The 25,500-nt window shown below is 54.0% G+C and carries 19 protein-coding genes; 13 read left to right on the plus strand and 6 right to left on the minus strand.

Features of this window, described 5'->3' with window-relative positions; translation table 11 throughout:
• From BMW31_RS02585 to BMW31_RS02620, 7 genes are all read left to right on the plus strand, one after another.
• Nucleotides 1–289: IS30 family transposase (locus BMW31_RS02585; RefSeq protein WP_143049131.1), on the plus strand; the 289-nt coding region annotated here is incomplete at its 5' end.
• A 204-nt stretch (nucleotides 290–493) separates the two neighbouring features.
• Nucleotides 494–1,297: a GLPGLI family protein gene (locus BMW31_RS02590; RefSeq protein WP_091820746.1), complete on the plus strand. Its 804-nt coding sequence runs from the start codon at nucleotides 494–496 to the stop codon at nucleotides 1,295–1,297.
• 273 nt (nucleotides 1,298–1,570) lie between these two features.
• Entirely contained in the window at nucleotides 1,571–2,374 is an 804-nt protein-coding gene (locus BMW31_RS02595; protein WP_091820748.1) for a GLPGLI family protein, read from the plus strand.
• A 91-nt stretch (nucleotides 2,375–2,465) separates the two neighbouring features.
• Nucleotides 2,466–4,919: a hypothetical protein gene (locus BMW31_RS02600; protein ID WP_143049132.1), complete on the plus strand. Its 2,454-nt coding sequence runs from the start codon at nucleotides 2,466–2,468 to the stop codon at nucleotides 4,917–4,919.
• A gap of 295 nt (nucleotides 4,920–5,214) precedes the next feature.
• The gene (locus BMW31_RS02605) at nucleotides 5,215–7,623 is read left to right on the plus strand and encodes an outer membrane beta-barrel family protein (protein WP_177166259.1); all 2,409 of its coding nucleotides are present in this window, start codon (nucleotides 5,215–5,217) and stop codon (nucleotides 7,621–7,623) included.
• Between the two features lie 725 nt (nucleotides 7,624–8,348).
• Nucleotides 8,349–9,998, plus strand: coding sequence for a sigma-70 family RNA polymerase sigma factor (locus BMW31_RS02615; protein ID WP_177166260.1), 1,650 nt, complete (start codon nucleotides 8,349–8,351; stop codon nucleotides 9,996–9,998).
• A gap of 107 nt (nucleotides 9,999–10,105) precedes the next feature.
• Nucleotides 10,106–10,996: a class I SAM-dependent methyltransferase gene (locus BMW31_RS02620; RefSeq protein WP_091820757.1), complete on the plus strand. Its 891-nt coding sequence runs from the start codon at nucleotides 10,106–10,108 to the stop codon at nucleotides 10,994–10,996.
• A 190-nt stretch (nucleotides 10,997–11,186) separates the two neighbouring features.
• Here BMW31_RS02620 and BMW31_RS02625 read toward each other — a convergent pair whose 3' ends face one another.
• The 4 genes from BMW31_RS02625 to BMW31_RS02640 are packed head-to-tail and all read right to left on the minus strand — an operon-like array spanning nucleotide 11,187 to nucleotide 14,926.
• On the minus strand, nucleotides 11,187–11,870 hold the full coding sequence (locus BMW31_RS02625) for a peptidylprolyl isomerase (protein ID WP_255404797.1): 684 nt from the start codon (nucleotides 11,868–11,870) through the stop codon (nucleotides 11,187–11,189).
• A 26-nt stretch (nucleotides 11,871–11,896) separates the two neighbouring features.
• Nucleotides 11,897–13,039: a cytochrome d ubiquinol oxidase subunit II gene (locus tag BMW31_RS02630; protein ID WP_091820761.1), complete on the minus strand. Its 1,143-nt coding sequence runs from the start codon at nucleotides 13,037–13,039 to the stop codon at nucleotides 11,897–11,899.
• A gap of 14 nt (nucleotides 13,040–13,053) precedes the next feature.
• Nucleotides 13,054–14,667, minus strand: coding sequence for a cytochrome ubiquinol oxidase subunit I (locus BMW31_RS02635; RefSeq protein WP_091820763.1), 1,614 nt, complete (start codon nucleotides 14,665–14,667; stop codon nucleotides 13,054–13,056).
• Nucleotides 14,668–14,701: 34 nt separating this feature from the next.
• Entirely contained in the window at nucleotides 14,702–14,926 is a 225-nt protein-coding gene (locus tag BMW31_RS02640; protein ID WP_091821030.1) for a DUF4492 domain-containing protein, read from the minus strand.
• 178 nt (nucleotides 14,927–15,104) lie between these two features.
• Here BMW31_RS02640 and BMW31_RS02645 point away from each other — a divergent pair, with 178 nt between their 5' ends.
• The 5 genes from BMW31_RS02645 to BMW31_RS02665 all read left to right on the plus strand — a co-directional run bounded on the left by BMW31_RS02645 (nucleotide 15,105) and on the right by BMW31_RS02665 (nucleotide 21,061).
• On the plus strand, nucleotides 15,105–15,977 hold the full coding sequence (locus tag BMW31_RS02645) for a hypothetical protein (RefSeq protein WP_091820766.1): 873 nt from the start codon (nucleotides 15,105–15,107) through the stop codon (nucleotides 15,975–15,977).
• A complete protein-coding gene (locus tag BMW31_RS02650; protein ID WP_091820768.1) occupies nucleotides 15,978–17,498 on the plus strand; it encodes a TolC family protein in 1,521 nt (506 codons plus the stop codon).
• 9 nt (nucleotides 17,499–17,507) lie between these two features.
• The gene (locus BMW31_RS02655) at nucleotides 17,508–18,494 is read left to right on the plus strand and encodes an HlyD family secretion protein (RefSeq protein WP_091820770.1); all 987 of its coding nucleotides are present in this window, start codon (nucleotides 17,508–17,510) and stop codon (nucleotides 18,492–18,494) included.
• A gap of 87 nt (nucleotides 18,495–18,581) precedes the next feature.
• Nucleotides 18,582–19,745, plus strand: a complete 1,164-nt coding sequence (locus BMW31_RS02660) for an ABC transporter permease (RefSeq protein ID WP_177166261.1) — start codon at nucleotides 18,582–18,584, stop codon at nucleotides 19,743–19,745.
• 20 nt (nucleotides 19,746–19,765) lie between these two features.
• Nucleotides 19,766–21,061: an ABC transporter permease gene (locus tag BMW31_RS02665; RefSeq protein ID WP_091820772.1), complete on the plus strand. Its 1,296-nt coding sequence runs from the start codon at nucleotides 19,766–19,768 to the stop codon at nucleotides 21,059–21,061.
• A 338-nt stretch (nucleotides 21,062–21,399) separates the two neighbouring features.
• On the opposite strand, the gene BMW31_RS02670 is transcribed toward BMW31_RS02665, so the two are convergent.
• Complete coding sequence (locus tag BMW31_RS02670; RefSeq protein WP_091820773.1) at nucleotides 21,400–22,503, minus strand: Mrp/NBP35 family ATP-binding protein; 1,104 nt, start codon at nucleotides 22,501–22,503, stop codon at nucleotides 21,400–21,402.
• A 121-nt stretch (nucleotides 22,504–22,624) separates the two neighbouring features.
• On the opposite strand from BMW31_RS02670, the gene BMW31_RS02675 reads away from it, so the two are divergent.
• Nucleotides 22,625–24,676: a glycosyl hydrolase 115 family protein gene (locus BMW31_RS02675; RefSeq protein WP_091820775.1), complete on the plus strand. Its 2,052-nt coding sequence runs from the start codon at nucleotides 22,625–22,627 to the stop codon at nucleotides 24,674–24,676.
• Nucleotides 24,677–24,689: 13 nt separating this feature from the next.
• Here BMW31_RS02675 and trmB read toward each other — a convergent pair whose 3' ends face one another.
• Complete coding sequence (gene trmB, locus BMW31_RS02680; protein ID WP_091820776.1) at nucleotides 24,690–25,460, minus strand: tRNA (guanosine(46)-N7)-methyltransferase TrmB; 771 nt, start codon at nucleotides 25,458–25,460, stop codon at nucleotides 24,690–24,692.
• Between the last annotated feature and the right edge of the window lie 40 nt (nucleotides 25,461–25,500).

The following is a 25,500-nucleotide window of genomic DNA, read 5'->3' on the forward strand; positions in this document are numbered from 1 at the left end:
GCCCGTAAGGACCATAACGACTGACAACGGCACTGAGTTTGCCGCACACCAAATCATCGCAAGGGAACTGGACACGACCGTTTACTTCGCACATCCATACTCGTCATGGGAGAAGGGGGCCATAGAGAACATGAACGGACTCATCAGGCAGTATATACCCAAGAAGACGGATTTCAGGGGAATAACAAAGCAGTATATCAGACACGTGATGGAAAAATTGAACAACAGGCCAAGAAAGAAAAACGGATTTGGGAAGCCTAAAGACCTCATTAAGGAAAGAATTGCCTAACTTTGCACTTGCTTATGGAATCCGCCCTTGAATATTTATTGTATAAAAATTATTAAAGAACCGTTTTTTATTTGCAACTATCAATTATATTCAATATATTTGACATGCTTTAATCTATCACTCATGTAAAAGACAGGGGAGGAATGCTCCCCATGCCTCGTTTATAATTCATCATGAAATCAGAACTTAGAAACTTTTGTACAGATGTATAATAAATTCTTCTTATTTACACTGCTTGCTACACTTAGCACAAATGTGCAGGGGCAAGAAGTTGACTCTGTACGCATGCGTGCCTACTACCTGTACAGTTTCAAGTCGTACACCGACCAAAAGGATTTGAAAACGGAGGAAAAGGTGCTTGAAATTGGCCAACACCGTACGGCATATTACGGAAGATGGCAAAGAAAAAGAGATGAATTAAGAGATAGCGTCGCGAAAGCACATGGAGGTCTTGAGGAGATGTTGAGGGTCACCAGCCAATATCCTACTCCCCGATCATTTGGGTATTTATTTAACAATTACCCTTCACAAGGTCAGAGAACAATTACTGATAGAGTTTTTAAGCCTTTCTATTATGAAGAACCCATCGCTCCAATGACGTGGACTATTCAACCCCGCGATACCACAATTTTAGATATGCCCTGCCAGTTTGCCACATGTACGTATGGCAACCGAAAATGGACAGCCTGCTTTACCACTTCCATTCCCGTTCAGGCTGGCCCGTGGAAGCTGCAAGGACTGCCGGGGCTCATTCTCTATGCTCATGATGACTCCGGCATCTTCGCCTTTGAGTGTTTTAAAATCAGGCAAGGAGAGGGTACGGTGTTCACTCCCTCTATGACCAAATACATCAAATGCACCAAGCAGGAGCTAAAACGCCTGAAAGAAGAAAGTGCTGCCAACCCCGTGGAATACGTCAAACGGTTTGGCATCATTGACCACCCAATAGGAAGAGATGGCAAACCGATTGTTTATAAAAAGAGAATTCCGGTTCTTCTGGAAGAATGACTTTCTTATTGCACTTTGGTGTCTAACATGTGTTGATGTTCATGTTACAAGGAGCCAAAAGCTCTGGCTACCTACACTGCTTTCCCATTCCAATGCTCACATATATGTTGTATAAAAATTATAAAAGAACCGTTTTTTATTTGCAACTATCAATTATATTCAATATATTTGACGTGCTTTAATCTATCACTCATATAAAAGACAGGGGAGGAATGCTCCCCATGCCTCGTTTAAATTCATCATGAAATCAGAACTTAGTAAACCTTTGTACAGATGTATAATAAATTCTTCTTATTTACACTGCTTGCTACACTTAGCACAAATGTGCAGGGGCAAGAAGTTGACTCTGTACGCATGCGTGCCTACTACCTGTACAGTTTCAAGTCGTACACCGACCAAAAGGATCTGGAAACGGAGGAAAAGGTGCTTGAAATCGGCCAACACCGTACGGCATACTACGGAAGATGGCAAAAAAGAAGAGAGGAAATTGCTGACAGCGTCACGAAAGCGCATGGGAGTGTTCAGGAGGCTTTGAGGCTCATAGGGCAATATCCTACTCCACGGTCATTTGAATATGTATTTAACAATTACCCTATACAAGGTCAGAGGACGATCGCTGACAGAGAATATAAAAGTTTCTATTATAAAGAACCCATCGCTCCCATAACGTGGACCATCCAACCCCGCGACACCACAATTTTGAATATGCCGTGCCAGTTTGCCACCTGCACGTACGGAAACCGCAAATGGACGGCGTGCTTCACAAGTTCCATCCCCGTTCAGGCTGGCCCGTGGAAGCTGCAAGGACTGCCGGGGCTCATTCTCTATGCTCATGATGACTCCGGCATCTTCTCTTTCGAATGTTTCGAAATCAGGCAAGGGGAGGGTACGGTGTCCATCCCGTCGCTGGATAAAAGCATCAAATGCACCAAGCAGGAGTTAAAACGCCTGAAAGAAGAAAGCGCTGCCAACCCCGTGGAATACGTCAAACGGTTTGGCATCATTGACCACCCAATAGGAAGAGATGGCAAACCAATTGTTTACAAGAAGAGAATTCCGGTTTTCCTTGAAAACTAACATCCCTATAACACTCCTTTGCCTGATAAGTATCAGTTCCCGTGCACAAGTATTCACCGGCACGGTAAAGGGGAGTGACGGGGCTCCCCTGGTGCAAGCTACCCTTGTAGGCATAGACAGAGCAGAGCGGATACTGGCCTATACCACGACGAACGAGCAGGGGCAGTACAGCCTCTCTGTACCCGACACGCTGAAAGAGAACACGTTGCAGGCGTTTAAGGTAAGCTATTTAGGCTACCAAACCAAGGTAATACCGCCCGGAGAGATGAAGGACAGCATGACCATTGTACTCCGGAAAGACAAGTTCACGCTCAAGGAAGTAACCGTAAGGGCCAAGCGCATACAGGCCAGCGGCGACACGCTCACTTACTCCGTGGCCGGTTTCCGTCAGGGGCAGGACCGCAGCATAGGCGATGTAATAGCCAAGATGCCGGGCATGGAGGTGTCGAGCGACGGCTCTGTTAAATTCCAAGGCAAGGCCATCAACAAGTTCTACATTGAAGGACTCGACCTCATGGGCTCCCAATACGGGGTTGCCAACAAGAACATACCGGCCGACAAGATACAGAACGTACAGGTGCTGCAGAACCATCAGCCCGTAAAATCGCTGCACGGCGTACAGTTCAGCGACCAGGCTGCACTCAACCTGGTACTCACCGACGATGCCAAAGCCGTTTGGAGCGGCACCATGGACTTAGGAGCAGGCTACGGGCAGCGCTTTATTTACGACAACCGGGCATTGGGATTGTACTTCAACAAGCAGTTCCAAACCCTGATGCTGTATAAAAATAACAACACGGGGAAAGACATCAGCACCGAGGTAAGGGATTTAGTCATGCAAAGCCAAAGCATGATTGAAAGTGAAGACGGACTGCTCTCGCTCATGGAGGTCAGCGTTCCAAACATGAAACAAGAGCGCCATGAGTTCAACCGCAGCCACCTTATGGCCGGCAACTGGCTGTGGAAGACGGGAAAGGAGTCGGAACTGCGCCTGCAGGGAAACATCTTTCTCGATAAGAGCGACCTGTGGAAAAAGAGTTCCGAAACCTATCTCACCATCGAAGGCATGCCCACCATACTCGAAGAAGACGACATCACGAATACGCGGAGCCAGTGGAAAGGCGAAGCTAACTATCAATACAACGGCGACAACACATTCGTGAACAACAACCTGAGAGGGTACATGGACTTCAACAAGAGTACGGGCAGCATGCGCCTCAACGGCACAGACACCCGCCAGATGATAAAGCCGCACAAGCAATACATAGCCGACGAGCTACACCTGTCGCACACCACACAGGCCAAGCGCGTGTACAAATGGAACACCAACATCACCTATCACAACCTGCCTGGCCGTCTGTTCACCGCGCAAGGCGAAACAGAAAAGCTCTCACAGCGCTACCTGAACATCAAATCGGAACTGAACTGCGCCGTACCCATCGGCCGTTTCAACATCGAGAACACCGTAGGAGCAACCTACGATCACCAGTACATTGGCGTAGAAACGGGACCTCAGACCTCGCACCAAAGCCCCTATATCTGCCGCACGCTGTACTGCACGCCTTCCATGACACTCAATTTCGGCAGCCACCGGCTGGCCGTCTATGCCAAGACATTACTGGTACACCAGTCGTACAAGCAGTCGCACGACCGGCATCTATGGTTAGACCCAAGGCTTTCGTACCACTGGCAAATCTCCGCCATGTCAACTCTCTCGGCCTCAGTAACCGCCACCCACGCCCCGCTGACGGCAGAATTCATTTTCGATACGCCGCTCTTTACCGACTATCGCACGCGGATGATGAACAAGGGCAAGACGTCATCCACCCGAGCCACGACCTTCGCCGTCTCCTATGAATATGCCAACCCGCTCTCCGGCATGTTCTTCTACATTCAGCCAACCTACAGCCGCACCGCCGGCAGCACCCTGTACGAATACCGTCTCAACCAGTCGGTCTACACGATAATGGCCACCGACAGCAGCTACACATCCGCCACCGCGGGCATTACGGCCCGCATCAGCAAGTCGTTCTCATGGGCAAAGGCCTACATTGCCACAAGTGTCAGGGCCCAACGCAGCGACTATCAGCTCCTGATAGCCCACAAACTGAACGATGCCCGCATGTACACCACCACCATCGGCACCAACTACTCGCTCCGCCCGTGGCCGCTGCTGTCGCTCGAAGGCAGCTCTTCGGTAACCATTACACGGCAGAAGAACCTCACCAGCAAAGCTCTCTCGGCCGGAAAGACCCTGAACTGGAAGCATGAATTAGGCTTCTACTTCTTCTTCACACCCAAAATCATGATGACCTGGAACAACGAACTGCTCTACACCAACGACAAAACGCTTGGCAGGAACTACTTCTGCGACGTCGCGCTGAGTTACAAGAACAGCCATTCCGAGCTCTCGGTAGAGGTTAACAACATCGTCGGAAAAGACCGGATAGAGCGTATCCAGCTTACCAACACCCTGCAAACCTGCACCGCTAACCGTCTGCGACCGCGCGAATTCATCGTTAAATGGAGTTTCGACATTAACTGAATCAAGCAGGATCATAAGGAAAACATGCGATATTTCCGTCTGGAATAGAAGACGGAAAGGCTGTTTCTACCTGCGGAAGTTGCCGAGATGAGCCTACACTCCATGTAACGATTTAAAACAATATAACGCTTTTTAGTAAAAAGAAAACTGATTTAGTCGCCAAATAAAATCAATTTGCGTAAATTTGTCACCGTAACATGAACAAGCAAAGAAGCTCCATACCCATGTTGCAGGGCACAAGCTCCGGGCACATAGAGGGATGACAGCATCCTTAAAACTACACCCACTTATGCAAATGAGAATCTTATCAAGAGGCGAAACCATACTGCTGTTCCTTTTACTCCACGCCATGTGCTGCCATGCACAGGCCAACGGGAAGGCATATACCAAGTTTATAGTATACGACAGTCTCACACACGAGACAATTCCCTTTGTCAACATAGCCTTATTAAGTCCAACCGACACCCTGTTCAGCTGCACCAACGACAGCGGAAGCATCGTGTTCCGCACGGCTCCGGGCAGGTATGTGATGAGGGCAAGTTGCGTGGGTTACAGAGATTACAGCAAGGAAGTAGTAGCTGGCAGCTACGCTGTAATCCCTGTGTACATGGCTTCCGAGAGCAAAACTCTTACAGAAGTAACGGTTGTAGGCAGGCGGGAACACATCAAGATGACGCACGAAGGCATCGTATATGATATGTCGGCCGACAAATCTGTACAGAGTTCTACCCTTTTGTCGGCACTGCAACAGGTGCCGTTAATCAATGTCGACCCCAACAACAACATCACCGTAAAGGGAAGTTCGCGCTACTCCATCTACATGAACGGCCGCCCGTACCGCATAGCCATGACCAATCCTAAGGAAATACTGCAGGGAATACCCGCCTCGACCATATCAAAAGTAGAGGTTATCACGAACATCGACGGCCGGTACGATGCCGATGCAGGAGACGCCATCATCAACATCGTAACCGAGAAACACCATCTGACGGGTTATACACTCACGGCCTACACCGGCGCCGCCACCCAACCCAAGGGCCATGCCGGTGCAACTTTCACGGGAACCAAGGGCAATGTTGACTTTTCGGTAGGCTACGATTTCCACAATGAAGGGCAGCGCAACCAGCCCATAGAGACTGAGAACAGCTTTACGGACAGCAACCGCAAGGTCTTCATGGAAGGAAAAGGAGACGGTGACTGGAACACTCACACGGTCAGGGGGTTGCTTACATGGACCATAGACAGCCTGAACTCGCTGTATCTCGACGGGCACGGGCTCTTCAAACAGACCAATCTGAGCACGCAGTGGGAACAGTCACTGACCATGCCCGGCCAAAACACCATTCATACCCGGTTCGTTAACGACAACAGCAACTGGACCGGAACAGCCGAAACAAACGCGGTTTACCGGCACTTCCTGCCCACCAACAAGAACAAGGAGAACTTCTCTGCAGGCTACCGCTATACCTACAATCCCGACAAGCGCAACTATCAGCAGGATTACACGGGGGCTGCGGGAAGCGGAAACGAGCGTTACAAGCGCGCCACCAACGGCGGACTGAACGAACACACACTGATGGCCGACCTGCTGCTGCCCGCAGGAAAGGGGCACGAACTGCACCTGGGCGGCAAACAGATATTCCGCTCAGGGCACACAAAGGCATCGCTCTACGAGTGGCTGAACAACGAGTGGACGGCTCCCATACATGTCGACGCCCCGAAAGAGGACATGGACTACACGCAGAACATATCCTCCCTCTACGCCTCCTACACAGGCCTCTTCGGCAAACTGAGCCTGAACGCCAGCCTAAGATGGGAATACGCCAGCCTGAACATGAAGCTGAACCATGCCCAAGGTGTGACCTCTCACGACAACATCCTCATCCCGCACCTTGGCCTGAGCTACCGAATAAGCAAGAGCACGCAGCTCTCACTCAACTACTCCGGCGGCATCCAGCGCCCCGACATCACGATGCTCAATCCCTTTACGGCCGTTTACTCCTCCTATGCAGCCGGCAAAGGCAACCCCAACCTGCTATATCCGCACACACAAACGCTGGGTGCCGGCCTCATGAGCTTTGGCCCCAAGCTGTTCATGTCGTACGACCTGAGCTTCCAGCAGCTCAACGATGCTGTCGTACCTTATTCCTATCAGGAGCAGGGTTCTACGCTCCTGACAGATACATACAGGAACATTGACTACATCAGAGCCACGGGCGGCAACATATACATCAACTACCGGCCCGTCAGCATGCTGTCACTTACGGCCACGGGCAACCTGACTTACGGCCGGATGAAGAGCTCCGACTGGGACCTGAACCAGCATTGGTGGGAATACAACCTTACCTTTATGGGCAATTTGAGCATCAAACAGTGGGCCGTAGGCCTGCAGTACGGCAACTACAAGAACCGTCCGGACGCCTGGAGCAAGTCGGATGCCTTCTCGCTGTACTCATGCTACGTCAGCAGGTCGTTCCTGAAAAACGCTCTGAACGTGAAGATAACGGTCAATTCGCCGTTCAACAAATACGAAACCCTGCGCATCCGGAAGCAATACCAGGGCTTCGCAAGCCGGCAAACCAACTACATGACCGCCCGCTCCTTTGGCATAGACGTATCTTATACACTGCGAAGCGGCAAGCCGAGAAACATCAAACGCGACAATACCCTCCGCAGTACGGACCAGGAAACGGGCGTACGATGAGGCCTGCAACAGGTTCCTGAAGAGCCACGGGACATGCTTTCCGTGCGTTTCCGGCCGGTTCACGCCCCCGCAGTTGCCTCCTTTTACCGGTCTGCAGGCCTGCCATTGCAAGCCTGATTGTAAAGAAAACATGCTAAAAAACAGTGCAACAATTCCGCTCGAAATAGCGAACGGAAGAGCTGCTTTTGGCCTTTTCACCCCCCGGAAACCACCTCCTGAAACGACGGAGATGGCCTTTTACACCCTTGGAGCTATGCTTTTACACCCTTGGAGCTATGCTTTTAAGCGTAAGGAGCTATGCTCTTTAACGTAAGGAGGCCATCTCCTTATCGTAGTGAGGCCATCTCACTACAGCAGTGAAGCCATCTCACTATGATAGTGAGGCCATCTCCGTATGGTCAGGAGCTATGCTTATAGGGTAAAATCCTGATGCTCAACGAGTTACAAAAACGGCGATTTTAGCGCGTATTTGCGACCTAACGGACGGTTGGTGGCAAATACGCGAAACTGGAGAGGGTATTTGTAAAGTTTCATCACATCATTTCCGTTTCCGCTTCCTTGCATCGGGAGGCCGGGGAAATCCGTGCTTCTCCGGCTCTCCCGCACCCTAACGCCATGCAGAGTGGCCACTGGCAGCGCCCAAAAGTGAATAAAACTTAAAAGAAACAGGCACCGAGCAAGTATTCCGCCCGTATTTTATCTATACATAAATGGGCATTTGGAATATGAACACCGAACTCCTGGTAGAAAGATGCAAGCAAGGGGACAACGAAGCAATGGGCATGTTGTACAACACCTACGGGCCCAAACTTACTGCCACATGCAGGCGTATCGTACACGAAAGGCAGGCCGCAGAAGATATCGTTCACGATGCTTTCATCATCATCTTCACCTCACTCCACTCGCTGAAAGACAACCGCCGCATTGCCGGATGGATGAACAGAATCGTTACAAACCTGGCTTACGAATACGAAAAGACGAGAAAAAGCCGCGCTCTCTCGCTGGATGACATACGGGACTGCATGCCTGCGGAGCCGGAGGAGGAGGCACTCGGCACGCTGTCACTTGACCAGCTTAACGACATGGTCAACCGTCTGCCCAACGGATACCGCAGGGTTTTCAGGCTTTATGTACTCGAAGGGCTGTCGCACAAGGAGATTTCGCGATTGCTGGACATAGAGCCTCACACATCTTCGTCCATGCTCTTCTTTGCCCGAAAGCGGCTGCGCAAGATGCTGTCCGACAGCAAAAAAGTGATTATACTGCTGCTCGTAACGGCCATTCCCTTTGGTTTGCTGTTGAGAAAGAAAGAGAGCAGGCAGCCCGCAGTTGTCCGCCGAAGCGTCGGGAAAAAGCAGAACGGCCTGCCCGCAATGTCGGAAACGAGGGAGAAAGCGCTGGCTACGAGGCTTCCGATACGGCAGAAGCCGGCGCCGGCAGCGATTGCAAGCCCCGCTCCCGGCAGCACTGTTGCAGCTGAAACGGCTGTAACGGCAACCGTGGACACGGCAAAGACCGAAGCCGATTCCGTGAAATCGCACCGCCCGATGCCGGCTCCGTCCACCTTTGAATATACTAACAAGGATTACAGTCTTCCCGTTCTGCCCCGCCACGGGCTGCAGAATGGCTGGCAGCTGGGCATTGCCGTAAACCTGAACGGAAACCCGGGAGCCGGTTCGACGGGACTTCCGTCCTATTACGAGTTGGCCAAAGGCGACATGTCCTCGGAACTGCAGCCGCCGCTGGAGAGCTTTAAGGACTGGGAGCATTACGCACTTTATCTGTCGCAGTCGTACATCGACAACGACAATCAGCCTGGGCAAAGCCTGCTGGCCATTGCTTCCCACAACAGCGGAAGCATCAGGCAGCACAGAGAGTTCGACCTTCCGCTGTCGGTAGAGGTCATGGCGAGCCACGCTCTGGGCAGCCGCTGGAGCTTCGGTACGGGCGTAGGCTACCTGAAACTGGGCAGCACAACAACGACGGGAGAAGGCGCTTACCACACCCGGGAAAGGCAAACGGTGAGGAACATCGTTATTCCGGCAAAGGTAGACTACGCCCTGCACCGCGGCAACAGACTTACGGTATTCCTCTCGGGCGGCATCAGGATGGAAGTTCCCGTCTATGTCCGCACCGACGTGACGTACGTTGTTAACGGCAAGGTGGCCTATAAGGAATCGCCAAAACGGGCAGTCCCGGTCAGGTGGTCGGTACAAACGGGCCTCGGACTGCAATACAATCTGTCGCCATCCGTGGGCCTTTTCATCGAGCCGAGCTTGTATTACCGCTTCCCGAAGGATAGCAAGGTGCAGACCGTCTTCGACAACCACCGCCTCAACTTCACGTTACCCGTGGGCATCATCATCAGCTATTGATTTTGTATATTTTAACTCTGTGCCCGAAAGCCTTTTGCCTTTAGCGGGCTCTACCTGTAAAGGCAGCAGGCTTTCAGGCCCCGCCACACAGACTAAAATATACTTCTATGCAAAGAAGACATACCGACAGGAAGCAGTACTTCCGTGAAACAGCAGAGACATCAGAGAACTATTACCTTCCTTATATCAACCTCCTCAAGCCCGTTACGGGCCGGGAGCGCGTGCTCGAAATAGGATGCGGCGAGGGAGGAAACCTGCTCCCTTTTGCCCGAAGAGGCTGTAAGGTAACGGGCGTTGACATAGACAGGCAGCGGACAGAGCAGGCCCAGAGCTTCTTCTCGGGACATGCGAATGCGGTGTTCTCGCATTGCGACTTCCTTGAATATCCGCTGCCGGGCAGTGAGAGGGATAAATTCGACATCATCATCCTGCATGATGTCATCGAGCATGTTGCCTGTAAAGAGGCTTTCCTGGCACACGTCAGGGAGTTCATGGCCCAAGGGGGCGTGCTCTTTGTTGCCTTTCCCGCATGGCAAATGCCTTTCGGAGGCCATCAGCAGATATGCAGGAGCCGCTTTTGTTCCCACATTCCCTACTTCCATCTGCTGCCAAACACGGCCTATGTGTGGTTGCTCAAACACGTGGGACACGAGCGGGCAGACGCTGTCCGGGAGCTGATGAGCATCAAGGAGTGCCGCACCTCCATAGAAAGATTTGAGCTTACGACCCGCCGCTGCAGTCTCCGCATCGGGCAAAGGCAGCTGTGGCTCGTCAATCCTCACTACAAACAGAAGTTCAACCTCACCCCGAGAAAGCTGCCGGCAGCATTGTCCGCCATCAGATACGTACGCAATTTCTTCTCCACTTCATGCTTTTATTTGCTGCAGCTTCAACCGTCCGCCGACGTTGAAAATCAGGTTTCCGACAGCCGTCGGGATGCCTTTGGCACCCCGCAGGCTTGCTTTCGCCGGCCGCATGGGGTGTTCATTACATGTTAAAACTAAGCTTCAGGAACTTTCGACACTTGTCGCACGATTGTGTGACAGGTGTCGAATTCATGTGTGACACCTGTCGAAAGTTCCTGAAGCATATCATCAACACTGCGAAAACGGACGGACGGGGAGCGCGGATGAAACCTTTTTAAGCGCGCTCCGGGCGAGTGGCGGAGACGAAAGCAACGGAAAAGGCTCAACGCAGCACCGTGGCACGGACGATGCGCACATCCAGCAAGGGGCGGTCGCGGCCGTCGGTCTCCACCCACTGTATCTGTTTCACCACGTCCATGCCCTCAACCACCTCGCCGAAGACGGTGTACTGCCCGTCGAGATGGGGCGTACCGCCCTGCTCGCTGTAAACTCGGCGCAACTGTGGCGTAAGCACCACGCGGCCGGCCGTGGCAGAGTCGAGGCGCTGCTGCACCCGGTCGAGCATCTGCTCGGTGAACCGCTGGCCGTACACAATGTAGAACTGGCTGGCCGAGGAGCGGCGTTCGGGGTTCACGTCGTCGCCCTCGCGTGCCGCTGCCAACGCTCCGCGCTTGTGAAAGAGCTGCGGAAAACAAATTTCGGCAGGCAGTTCGTAAGCCGGTGACCAGGCCCCCACCTCGGCTCCGGAGGCCGCATGACGGGTGGTGGAGTCGCCGGTTTGTATCATGAAATTCTGTATGACACGATGGAAGAGGTTGCCGTCGTAGTAGCCGCTGCGCACCAGCCGGAGGAAGTTATCGCGGTGGCGGGGCGTCTCGTTGTACAGCTGCACACGGATGTTGCCCATCGACGTTTCTATCAAAACCTCATGGCGCAGGCTGTCTTGCTGTGCCATGAGGTTGAGGTTGAGCGTGGTCAAAAAGATGACCACGGCTGTTGTTTTCATCAAAACTCTCATATCTGTCGTACAATTCAGTAGGCATCGCCGTGCGCTATCTCGTCACGGTCAATCTTCTTTTTGTCCATGGCATGCCATGCGTAGGCGATATAGGCCAGCACGAACGGAATGAGGAGCGACACCACGGCCATAGTCTTGAGCGTGAAGAGGCTGCTGGAGCTGTTTACGATGGTGAGTGAGCTCTGCAAATCGACGTTAGAAGGATAGTAGGCCGTGTGGTTCCAGCCGGCGCAAAGGAACAACACCAGCACCACGAGCACCACTCCAATGCCGGCAGGCCAGATGCCCGAGGTGTAGCGTACATTCACCGCAGTGCGCACAATGCCGTAAAGCAGCAGCGCAACGCCTGCGAGCAGAACCGCGGAGAGATACCACATATCGGTCAGGTTGTGCAGGTACTTCATCGGTTCGGTCATGATGACGCCCGAAACGGGGTCGTAGGCAAAGCCGTCCTTGAGCAGTGTGCGCACCAGGAAAGCGAGGAACAGCGCCAGGAAGCAGGTCGTGTTGACCCCAAGCTGGCGGCGCACGCGGCCGCGGATGATGTCGTCGTTCACGTTGTTGTGGATGTAGAGCGTGCCTAAAATTCTGGCTAAGAAGAACACGGCGAGACCGAAGACAACGTTCCACGGGTCGAGCAGTGCGTCGAGACCATTGCTTGAGTTGGCCCAGTGGCTGATGACGGGCTGCAGACTGTCGGTTAGGTTCATCTTATTGACCACGAAGTTGGAACCGTTGAAGAAGGTGGCTACGGCGCCGCCCAGCAACAGCGGCCCCAGCACTCCGTTGAGAACGAGGCACACCTGGAACGTCCGGGCGCCGAGGAAGTTGCCCAGCTTGTTCTGGAACTCATAGCTCACGGCCTGCAGAACGAACGAGAAGAGGATAATCATCCACAGCCAGTAGGCTCCGCCGAAGCTCGTGCTGTAGAACAGGGGGAACGAGGCGAAGAACGCTCCGCCAAAGGTTACGAGCGTGGTAAAGGTGAATTCCCACTTCCGTCCGGTGGAGTTCATCAGCATGCGCCGCTCTTCAGGGTTCTTGCCGAGGCTGAAGATGAGCGAGTTTGCGCCCTGTACGAACATGAGGAACACCAGTAGCGCACCCAATAAGGATATCAGGAACCACCAGTAATGCTGCAAAAAACTGTATGTCATGTCAGTATCGTTTGTTAGAGTTGTTGATTTGTATTGTCATTCTCCGTAGTGGTATGCTCCGGTCCTTTCTTGATTTGCTTGCACAGGATGTTGATTTCAACGGCCAGCATCGTGGTAAAGAGGAAGAGGAAGAGGAAGAACGTGAGCGCTACGGAGCCTGCGCGGATGTCGGAAACGGCCGCCCACGTGGGCAACATGTCCTGTATGGTCCACGGCTGCCGACCCATCTCGGCCACCATCCAGCCTGCTTCGCTGGCTATGTAGGCCAGCGGCAGCAAGGCTACTCCGGCCACGAGGAGCCAGCGCTGCTGCGTGAGGTCGCGCTTGTAGACCACGAACAAGACTACGGCAAAGAAGAGGATGAACAGGCAACCCAGGCCCACCATGATGCGGAAGGCCCAGAACGTAACGGGAATGTAGGGCACCGTCTGGTCTGCATGGGATATGTAGCCGTAGCCGAAGTACTTGATATTGTCCTTGACGACGGTGCGCTGCTTCTGCATCGCGGCCTGTTGGGCCTGTGTTGGCTTGCCTGCAGCCTGTTGCTCCAGCCTGCGGAACTGCTGCAAGGCGGCTATCGCCATCTTTCCCCGTACAATCTTCTGCTGCAGGGACGGCTCACAGGTGCCGTCGGGCTTCACGTATCCGTTGATGATATCTTTCACTCCGGGCACATGTCCGTGCAAATCGCGGGTGGCGAGAAAGGAGAGTCCGTAGGGAACTGCTATGCGCAACGGGGCTTCCTTCTCGTTCATATAGTCGGGTTGGCGGAGCGGATTCACCCATGCCACGCCCGTAAGGCTCTGGTCGGTGCCGCCTTCGTAGAGGGCTTCCATGGCCGCCAGCTTCATGGGCTGCACCTTGGCAACGTTGTAAGCGCTGTTATCACCGGTAAAGGCAGCCAACAGTGAGGCTATGAGTCCTACCCACGCACCTATCTTGATGCTCTCTACAGCCAGCTTGTGTTCACGCTTCTTCAGCAGGTACCAGCTGCTCACGGCTACCGTGAACACGGCTCCGACAATCCACGAAGAGGTTACCGTGTGGAAAAACTTGTCGACTGCAAACGGCGACAGCGCCACATCAAGAAAGGAATTCATCTCGAAACGCATGGTAGACGGGTTGAATTCGCAGCCAACGGGATACTGCATCCACGCGTTGGCAACCAAAATCCACCAGGCCGAAATTGTGGCTCCGATGCCCGTTAACCATGTAGAAGCAAGGTGGAAGCCGGGCGACACCTTCTTCCAACCAAAGAACATGACGGCTACGAAGGTAGACTCCATGAAGAAAGCCACGATGCCCTCAATGGCCAAAGGCGCGCCGAAGATGTCGCCAACGAACCAGGAATAGTTGCTCCAGTTGGTTCCGAACTCAAACTCCAGTATGAGTCCGGTGGCCACACCCATGGCAAAATTGACGCCGAAGAGCTTCTGCCAGAAGCGTGCCGTGTCCTTCCAGAAGCGCTTCTTGGTACGGTAGTAGCACGTTTCGGCTATGCCCATGACGATGGCCAGTCCCAAGGTGAGCGGTACGAACAGCCAATGGTAGGCGGCCGTGAGCCCAAACTGCGCACGCGACCAGTCGATGGTGCCCGACGTGATGTCTAATAAAAGATGATGAAACATAATGATTAAGATTTGTGTTTGATTGATGCACTGGTTAAGGTTGCGCCCTCCCAATCAGTTCTTCAGACACGAATTCGGCCTCCTTGTCGGCAGGTGCCTGCTCTTTCAGAAAGTTCGGAAAGAAGAAAAACTTCAGGATGGCAAACATGATAAACAGCTTTATCAAGATGACCGTCCACAAGGTTTTTCCCAAGGTCATGTGTCTGAAACCGTCATAGTAAAGGTCGAACACTCGGTATAGGAAACTGTTCCTCTGCATAAGCATTGCTTTTGTAATGTTTGCAAATATAAATAAATTCTATGAATATTGTCCTTTTTTTCCTCAAAAATGCTAAATTTTAATATATTAAAGACATAGCAAACCGAAAAACTTGGCCAATTAAGATAAAAATTCTAATTTTGCAACACATTGCCAGTTGGCATAGTAAAGTACAAGTATGAAGAAGAAAGTCATCATTCCCTTGGTTGCCATCATGCTGCTGTTGGTTGGCGGCATCGCGTATCTGCTCTTCAATCTGAACCGGCAGAAGCAAGAAAACCAGGCCATGCAGGAACTCGCCGCCCTCGACAAGAAAGAAATGGAAAACGAGTACCAGCAGTTTGCCAACCAATACAGCGAGATGAAGACCCAGATTAACAACGACTCCATCGTCGCCCAGCTAACAGCAGAACAGGAAAAGACGCAGCGCCTGCTCCAAGAACTTAAGGAAACGAAGAGCACCGACGCCCGTGAAATAGCCCGACTAAAGAAAGAACTGGCTACCGTACGAGCCGTACTGCGCAGCTATGTCATCGAGATTGACTCACTGAACCGCCTCAACGAGAACCTGCGTGCAGAGAACACACAAGTCAGGGGGCAGTATGAAGAGGCCACGCGGCAGATACAAGGCCTCAATACCGAGAAGGCTTCGCTGTCAGAGAAAGTGGCTATAGCCGCCCAGCTGGATGCCATCAGCATCAGCATGACGGCCAAGAACAAGCGCGGAAAGTCGACCGAACTCATCAGTAAGTGCAAGAATCTGCAGGTAAACTTCTCTCTCGCCAAGAACGTAACGGCCCAGAATGGCATGCGCGACATCTATGTACGCATCACAACCCCCACAGGCGAGGTGCTCGGCAACGCCGGTTCGTTCCCTTATGAGAACCGAACAATCCAGGCATCCATGAAGAAGACCGTTGAATACGGCGGCCAGGAGACCCCCGTCACCATGTACTGGAATGTTACGCAGGCTCTTGTCGGCGGCACTTACAGCGTAAGCATCTTTGCCGACGGCAACATGATAGGTTCTAAGAGTTTTACTTTTAAATAAATGAAGAAAGTCTTTTTAGCTTTTGGTTTGTGGCTTGCAGCTTCCGGACTCTATGCCCAGCAGGTGCTGACGCTTGACAGCTGCCGTGCCTTAGCCTTGAGAAACAACAAGCAACTGCGTGTTTCAAGACTCAATCAGGAGGTAGCTGCCAACATCAAGAAAGCCGCCCGGACTAAATACTTGCCTAAAGTTGATGCTTTGGGAGGCTACGAATTCTTCAGCAAAGAAGTCTCTTTGCTCAACAACAGCCAGAAATCAGCCCTCACCAATCTGGGAACCAACGCCGTTACTGGCGTGGGGTCGGCTCTTAGCAACAACCTGAACTCGGTCATAACGGGCCTTGTGCAGCAGGGATTGCTGTCGCCCCAAGCCGCCCAACAGCTGGGTGCACTGCTTCAACAGCAGTCAGGACCCATCACGCAGATAGGCTCTCAGGTTGCCCAGGCAGGCAATCAAGTGGGTCAGAGTGTAGTTGATGCCTTCAGAACCGACACCAAGAACATCTGGGCAGGAGCCGTCATGCTGCGTCAACCCATCTTCATGGGCGGCGCCATCACAGCCATGAACCGCATGGCCGACATCGGAATGCAGCTGGCTTCCAACGACCTTGACTTCAAGACCCAGTCTACCTTATATAATATAGACCAGGCTTACTGGATGGTGGTGTCGCTCCGGGAGAAGCAGAACCTGGCCGTAAGCTATCGTGACCTGGTGAAGAAGCTCAACGACGACGTGCATAAAATGATACGCGAAGGCGTTGCCACCCGTGCCGACGGCCTCAAGGTAGACGTCAAGGTGAATGAAGCCGACATGCAGATAACGCAGGTTGAAGACGGCCTTGCACTGGCCAAGATGCTCTTATGCCAGCTTTGCGGACTGCCGATGGACTCCAATATCACCTTGGCCGACGAGAACAACCGGCAGCTGATTGCAGATGCGGCGGTGCCGGAATACGCTTCCGACAGCATCTCAACAGCCCGGCCGGAAGTGCGGATGCTGCAAAATGCCGTCGACATGAGCCAAGAAGCCACCAAGCTCGTACGCGCCCAGTACCTTCCCCACGTGGCTCTCACGGGCGGTTACATGATTTCCAACCCCAATGTTTTCGACGGTTTCAGCCGCCATTTTGCCGGTGTTTGGAACGTGGGCGTACTCGTTCAGGTACCCGTATGGAACTGGTTCGAGGGCAGGTACAAGGTTCGCGCCTCGAAGGCAGCCACCAACATCGCTCTCTCCGAACTGCAGGACGCGCAGGAGAAGATAGAGCTGCAGGTCTCGCAGAGCCGCTTCAAGGTCAAGGAAGCACAGAAGAAGTACGCCATGGCATCCCAGAACCTGCTCAGTGCAGAAGAAAATCTGCGCTGCGCGAACGTAGGTTTCAAGGAGGGAGTTATGGAGATAACCGACGTGATGGCTGCACAAACAGCCTGGCAGATGGCTCTCAGCCAGCGCATAGACGCCGAAATAGATGTCAAACTAACGCAAGTCAACTTGCAGAAAGCACTTGGTATATTACAATAATTATATATTATGTCAGCAAAAACACAGCATAACAACATCCTGCTGGCCGTCTTAGGTTTTGCGGCAGTAGTGGTAATTGTGGCAGTGATAGGCTTTTTCACCCTCGGCCGTGAGCCGGAAGTCATTCAGGGAGAAGTGGAAGTAAGCGAGTACCGGGTGTCGAGCAAACTCCCGGGGCGCGTGCTCGAGCTGCGTGTCAAGGAGGGAGACTACGTTCATGTGGGCGATACGCTCGCCATACTGGAAGTTCCCGAGGTTGACGCACAGAAGAAGGCAGCCCAGGCCACGGGCGATGCAGCCGCCGCGTTGAGCGACATGGCCGACAACGGAGCCCGCAAGGAACAAATCCAGGGAGCCTTCCAGCTCATGCAGCAGGCCATGGCCGCCCAGGAGATAGCACAAAAGACATACACCCGCATGCAGCATTTGTTCGACGAAGGTGTCATCAGCGGACAGAAGCGCGATGAAGCCTTTGCCGCCTACAAGGCCACGGAAGCGCAGGTGAAAGCTGCCAAGAGCCAATACGACTTGGCCCGAAGCGGCGCACGGGAGGAAGAGAAACGCGCTGCCGCCAAGCAGGCCCAGGCAGCTCGCAGTGCCGTAGACGTGGTGAGTTCGCTGCTCAGGGAGACCGTCCAGATATCGCAGGTTGAAGGCGAGGTGAGCGACGTCTACCCCAAGGTTGGCGAGCTCGTAGGACTGGGCTCGCCCATCATGAGCATCTCCGTAATGAGCGACATGTGGGGAACTTTCAACATCCGAGAAGACCAGCTCAACGGTCTCAAGGTGGGCAGTGAGTTCACCGCCTTTACGCCAGCATTCAACAAAGATGTCAGACTCAAGGTTTTCTACATCAAGGATCAAGGCTCCTACGCCGTCTGGAAAGCCACCAAGGCCAACGGACAGTACGATCTCAAGACCTTTGAGGTGAAAGCCCGCCCCATACAAAAGTTCGAGGGGCTGCGTCCGGGCATGTCGCTCATCGTGAAAGACTAACGCCCCCGCAACCCCATAACCGGCATTCCGCCATCCGGAACCATCAAACAGTACCAGCGGCCCGGCTGCGGCTGAGCCTCGGTTAGCATGTTGAAGAGAATATATCATATAGCCCTACGCGAATGTGCCATTATGTGCAAGAACCCCATTTACGGGTTCTGCATGGTCATATTCCCCGTTTTAGTCATAGCGTTCTTCACCACTCTGATGAACGAAGGGCAGCCCGTGGAGATGCCCGTGGGCGTGGTAGACCAGGACAACACGCCCACCACGCGCGCCCTGATACGCAAGCTGGACGGCTTCCAGTCGTCGCACGTAGTGGCGCACTATCCCAACATGAACGACGCCCGGCAGGCCGTACAGCGCAGCGAGATATATGCTTTCCTGTTGATACCTAAAGGCACCACCGACGAATTGCTCTCCAAGCAGCAGCCCAAGATATCTTTTTACTACAGCAGCGTGGCCTTGCTGGCCGGCAACATGCTGTTCAAGGACCTTAAAACCATCTCCACGTTAGGCTCGGCAGCCTTTGGCTCGGCACAGCTCTCGGCCGTTGGCAAGACGGAGAGCGAAATCCGCACCTTCCTGCAGCCCATTGTCGTTGACCTGCACATGGTGGGCAACCCCTGGGCCAACTACAACATCTACCTCTCCACGGCCATGGTGCCGGGCATACTGATGCTGTTCATCTTCCTCATCACGCCCTACTCCATCGGTACGGAGCTCAAGTTCAAGCGCTCCAGGGAGTGGATGCGTATGGCCGACAACAACATCCACGTGGCCATAGCCGGCAAGATGCTGCCCCAAACGCTCATCTTCCTCATTATCTTCTACGGCTACGAAATCTACATCTACCACTTTCTGGACTTCCCCCATCCCGGCGGCGTGGTGCCCATTCTGCTCCTGGGGCTGCTCAGTGTGCTGTCGTGTCAGGGCTTCGGCATCTTTGTCTTCGGGCTCATGCCGTCGCTGCGCATGGCCATGAGCGTGTGTTCGCTCTGGTCGGTGGTCAGCTTCTCGGCCTGCGGAGCCACCTATCCCGTGTTTGCCATGAACCCCATGATAGAGGCTCTGGCCCAGCTTTTCCCCTTGCGTCACTATTACATGATATACCAGATGAACATCTTTAACGGCTTCCCGCTCACGGAATCGTGGCTGCACGTGGGCGCCCTGCTGCTGTTCTTCGCCCTGCCCATCCTCACGATATGGAACATCAAGAAGGCGATGCTGGTCTATGTCTACATTCCCTAAACGGAAAACGGAGTTACGAAATGAACAACGAGAGTCTGCTGTACAGAATAAAAGAAGGCATCAAGGACATGTGCTACATCTGGTCCAAGGAGATGCGCTCTGCCATTACCGATGAGGGCGTGCTCATCTTCTGCGTCCTCGTGCCCCTGTTCTACCCCTTGCTGTACTCCTGGATTTACAACAACGAGGTGGTGCGCGATGTGCCCGTGGCCGTGGTCGACCTGTCGCACAGCCACAAGAGCCGCCAGTTCATCCGCTCCTTCGATGCCGGTTCCGATACCAAGGTGGCCTACCACTGCAACAACCTGCCCGAGGCGCAGGAGCTCATCCAGCGGCAGGAGGTGCACGGAATACTCTACTTTCCGCCCGACTTTGAAACTCGGCTCTACCGTAAAGAGCAGAGCAGCGTGGGCGTTTACTGCGACATGAGCCTCATGCTCACTTACAAGGCCATCTTCCAGACCGCCCAGGCCGTGGCATCGGAGCTGAACACGGGCATCCAGTTGGAACAACAGGGAGGCTTTACCAACCGCGACGAGGAGATAAGCAGCAAGCCGCTGGACTACGACGAGGTGCAGATTTTCAACTCAACGGGCGGCTACGGCAACGCCATCATTCCCGGTGTGCTCATGCTCATCCTGCAACAAACGCTGTTGCTCGGCATCGGCCTCTCGGCCGGAACGGCCCGCGAGAACAACCGCTACAAGGACCTGGTGCCCATCAGCCGCCACTACAACGGCATTTTCCGCATCGTGCTGGGCAAGTCGTCGTGCTATTTCATGATTTACGCCGTCATGGGCGCCTACATCTCTCTGTGCGTTCCGCGCTTCTTCGGCTACACCTCAATGGTTACGGCCGGCACCCTGCTGGGGCTCATGCTTCCCTATCTGCTGGCCTGCACCTTCTTCGGCATGGCCATGTCGTGCCTGGTTCGCTATCGCGAGAACGTGATGCTGCTGGTAGTCTTCACCTCGGTGCCCCTGCTGTTCATGACGGGCATCAGCTGGCCGGAGTCCAACATTCCCGGCATCTGGCAGGGTATAGCCATGCTCTTTCCCTCCACCTACGGCGTAAGAGGCTTCCTGGGCATCAGCTCGATGGGGGCAACCCTGGCCGACATCCGGACCGAGTACGTGGCGCTGTGGGTGCAGACGCTGCTCTACTTCTTCCTCACCTGCCTCGTTTACCGTTACCAGATTATCCACACGCGCAGCCATGCCATCGGCCGCCTGGAGGTACTCCGCAGCAAGGCCCAGCAGGTACGGGAGCGCCGTGCCGCCAAGGCAGGCCTGCCTGCAGCCAGCGAGGAGGCATAAGGTGAGAATGTTTTTCTTTCCGTTTTTTGCTGACAGCGGCGGCCACAACCGCCTGAAACCCTGCATGCTTGCAGCTTCTGCCGCGCTACGGGCCACCCCGCCGCCTGTCCTTTTCGGCCTCTGCCGGAACGGCCTGTGGCAGGGCACTGCGAAAGAGATGCCGGTCAAGGCGCTTGAAGGATGTGTTCAAGGCGCCCGAACGATACCTTCAAGGGGCTTGAAGCATAGCTCCTGCAAACCCGACCCGTAAAAACAAGAAAGCGTAGCTGCACCAGGATGGTTCCTGTTCATGCAGCTACGCTTCTTCGTTACGTGCTTTTGCCGGGTTTGTCGGGCTCCTACTGGTTGTTTACCTTGATGATTTTGGTAGGTCCCATTTCCTTGTTGCGGCGGTTGGTAACCGTTACCACGGCCTGCGCAAGGCTGAGGAAGGCCTGTCCGCTCATGCTGTCTGCGTTGGTGGCCACGGGCTTTCCGTCGTCACTTCCTTCGCGTATGCTCTGCACAATGGGTATCTGAGCCAGCAGCGGACAGTCCATCTCCTGCGCCAGTTGCTTCACTCCGTCGCGCCCGAAGATGTAGTACCTGTTCTCGGGCAGCTCAGCCGGGGTGAACCAAGCCATGTTCTCCACCAGTCCGAGGATAGGTACGTTGACCTTGTCGTTACGGTACATGTCTATGCCTTTGCGTGCATCGGCCAGCGCCACCTGCTGTGGCGTGCTCACGATGATGGCTCCCGTAACGCTCAGCGTTTGGAGGATGGTGAGGTGAATGTCGCTCGTGCCCGGCGGAGTGTCGAGGATGAAGAAGTCAAGTTCGCCCCAGTCAACGTCGGCTATGAGCTGTTTGAGGGCCGAGGTGGCCATGCCGCCGCGCCACACGAGGGCTGTATCGGCGTCTACGAAGAAGCCGATGGACATCATCTTCACGCCGTATTTTTCGATGGGTTCAATGAGTTGGCGGCCGTCTTTTTCCACTCCGTAGGGCCGTTCGTTCTCTACGCCGAACATCTTGGGCATCGACGGGCCGAAGATGTCGGTGTCCAGCAGTCCTACCTTGTAGCCCAGGCGGGCCAGGGCGATGGCCAGGTTAATGGCTACTGTGCTCTTGCCAACGCCTCCCTTGCCCGAGCTGATGGCGATGACGTTCTTCACCTGGGGCAGCAACTTGCCCGGTTCAGGGCGCGGAGCCGATTTGTACTCGGTTTCTATCGTCACCTCAACATCCTTGGAGACGTGGTAATGGATGGCTGCCTCGGCGGCCTTGACGGTCGACTTGAGGAAAGGGTCGGTCTCGCGGGGGAAGATGAGCGTCAGCTGAACCTTCATTCCGTCTATGCGGATGCTGTCGGCCAGCATCTCGCTCTCTATCAGGTTCTTCTTTGTTCCGGGGTAAATAACCGTTGCCAGTGCATCGGTAATCAGTTTGGGATATAGTGTCATAATGCTTGATGTTTGCTGCAAAATTACCCATATTTGGCCGGAAACGCAAATAAAAACTAATTTATTTCCCCATGCAGCAAATATTTGGTAACTTTGCAGATATCATAAATTTAGTCAGAAAATGAACGTAAGGACCCTTCTCATAGCCCTCTCTCTTATCGTATCCATTAACCTGCAGGCCAAGGATGCCGTCTGGTACAACGGCACGGGCCCCGTAAGCTACACCACGCAGGAAGCCCTGTCGCCCGTGGTGGAGGCTGCACTGCACATGTTTGCAGACGACATGCAGGCCCTAACGGGGCAAAAGGCCGTGCAGAAAAGCAACGGCAGCATACAGATTTACCAGCTCGACAAGCTCAACGACAAGGAGTTTGACAGGCTGAGCAAGGGCAGCTACCCCATCAATCAGATTATTACAAAGAGCGATGCCTACTATATGGGCAACCGCGGCGGGCGCGTTGTCATCATCGGCAGCAACGCCCGCGGCACTGCCTACGGCATACTCGAACTCTCGCACATGGCCGGCGTGTCGGCCTGGACATGGTGGGGAGACGTAAAACCCGAACGAAAAAGGTTCCTGGCACTGAAAGACGGCTTCCGGACCATACAGGTTCCACAGGTTGAGTACCGCGGTATTGCGCTCAGCGATGCCGACATCCGCCACCGTCCCTATGGCTACGAGGACATCTTCAGGCTCATGTTGCGCCTCAAGGCCAATACCATCTGGCCCGAAAACCAGCATGACCTGAGTGCCGCACTGGTTGAGAAATACGACATGCACGTGGGCTCCTCGCCCTCCCGTCCGCTGCTCCAGACTGCCAAGAAGACCAAGGGACACAAGGAGAAAAAGGACGGCGGCTTTGCCATCAACCTGCAGGACGACGGCTTCGGCTATCTGCTGCCGCCGCAGGAGCTGCATAAAGGACAGGAGGGTGGGCTCTACTACCACCTCAGTCAGGGCGACAACACCTGGTATTCCACCATTCAGCCGGGACTGATACATACACAACTGGAGGCTGCCGTAAAGTTCCGCTGCACCAGGATGTGGGTAGCCGAGCTGCACAGTCCCAAGACTGCGGCCTATGCACTGCAGCTTTTCATGGACATGGCGTGGAATCCGGCGGCCGTAACCGATGTGCAGAGCCACCTCGCCCTCTGGCTGCAGGAGCAGCTGGGCAGCACGGCGGCACGCAACATCATGCCCCTTGTGAAGCAGTTCTACCACCTCGCAGGCATCCGCAAGCCCGAATACATGGACACGGAACTGTTTGCCGCCGATGAGTTCGGCAACGAGCTGGAACGCTACATCAAGGATTACGGAAACCTGAAACGGGCCGTAGAGCAGGCAGAAAAATCCATCGCACCGAACCGCAAGGATGCTTTCTTCGCCCTCATCAAGTATCCCGTCTGCACCGCTGCGGCCGTTGCAACCAAGGAACTGCAGGCTCAGGAGGCGCGGCACATAGCCCGTCCGCAGTCGTTTCACCACGACGAGGAGGCGCTCTCCTCGGCCGTGCGCAGCTGGAATGCCTGGCAGGAGGTTCTTGCACTGGCCCGGCAGTACGACGACATGGCCGACGGCAAGTGGAAAGGGGTGCTCAACACGGAGACCAACTCAACCATTTTCGGCCAGCCAAACTTGCCCGACAAGCTCTCGGCAAAGGAAATCAAGGAGTATTCCAACAGCAACGAGGTTATCTACTCACGTCTGGACGCCGACAAGAGCGTGGTTCAGAACGCCACTGACTACCGGAGCATATCGCAAGGAGCGGAGCAGATACCTTTCCTGGGGCACAGCACCAAGGCCGTAAAGCTGCCGCCTTACGGGCTTGCCACCTACAACTTCTACGGCGAGAGGGGCACCGGCGCCGTGCTTCGGGTGGCGCTCATACCCACTCATCCGCTCGAAGACAATGAGCTGAAGGTGTCGGTCTCCATCGACGGAGACAGTCCGACGGAGCTCAGCATCAACCTCAAGAAAGGCTCGAAAGAATGGAAAGAAGCTGTAAAAAGAGGTCAGGCAGTGGTTTCCCTGCGCTATTATCGCATACCGAGAGGAAGCCACAAGCTCACCGTTCGCGCCCTTGGCGAAGGTGTCATCATCGACCAGTGGATGATAGATTACGATGTCGACAGGCTCTTCTACATGTTCCCGGTCAACAGTGCCAAATAAACAACGCCCCTGCTTACTTGCTCGTAGCCAGTCCGCTGCGCTTGGGGCGGTGGTAACTGCGGTACTCGTCGAGCGGTATCTCTACCTCCGGCTCCACCAGTTCACCCGCTGCAGGCAGGCTGAACTTGAGGTAGCGGATGTTCAGACCGCGCTCTATCCACATCTGCTCATAGTAAGTGCGGATGCCGAGTATCTTCTTCGTCTCGGCATCGAGGCTTTCGGAATGATACAGGTCATCGGTGTTGAAAAGCAGCGGGAGGCCGTTCGCCTGCACCATGTGCCACGTATAGGTGTAAAGGAAGTTGGAGTCGGTCTTGAGATGGATGGTTCCCCCGTCGGCCAGAAAGCGGCGATAACGCGCCATGAAGTAAGTGGACGTGAGGCGTTTGCGGGCATTCTTCATCTGCGGATCGCTGAAGGTGAGCCATATCTCCTGCACTTCGCCGGCCGAGAAGAAGCGGTCAATAATCTCGATGTTCGTCCGCAGGAATGCCACATTGGGCAATCCTTCCTCCAAGGCACGCTTGGCACCGGTCCACATGCGGGCTCCCTTGATGTCAACTCCTATGAAGTTCATCTCCGGACAGAGTCTGGCAAGCTCCACGGTGTACTCACCCTTGCCGCATCCAAGCTCCAGGACAATGGGATGATTGTTGCCGAAATACTGCTCGCCCCAGTGCCCCTGCATGGCAAAAGGCACGTTGTCGATAACCGAGAAGGGATACTGGAAGACATTGCTGAATGTCTCCATCTCTGCAAATTTAGCTAATTTACCTTTACCCATAACGCCTGCAAAGTTACTGAATAAATCCGGATAAAACAAA

This window comes from Prevotella sp. kh1p2 (assembly GCF_900111525.1).
GTDB lineage: Bacteria > Bacteroidota > Bacteroidia > Bacteroidales > Bacteroidaceae > Prevotella.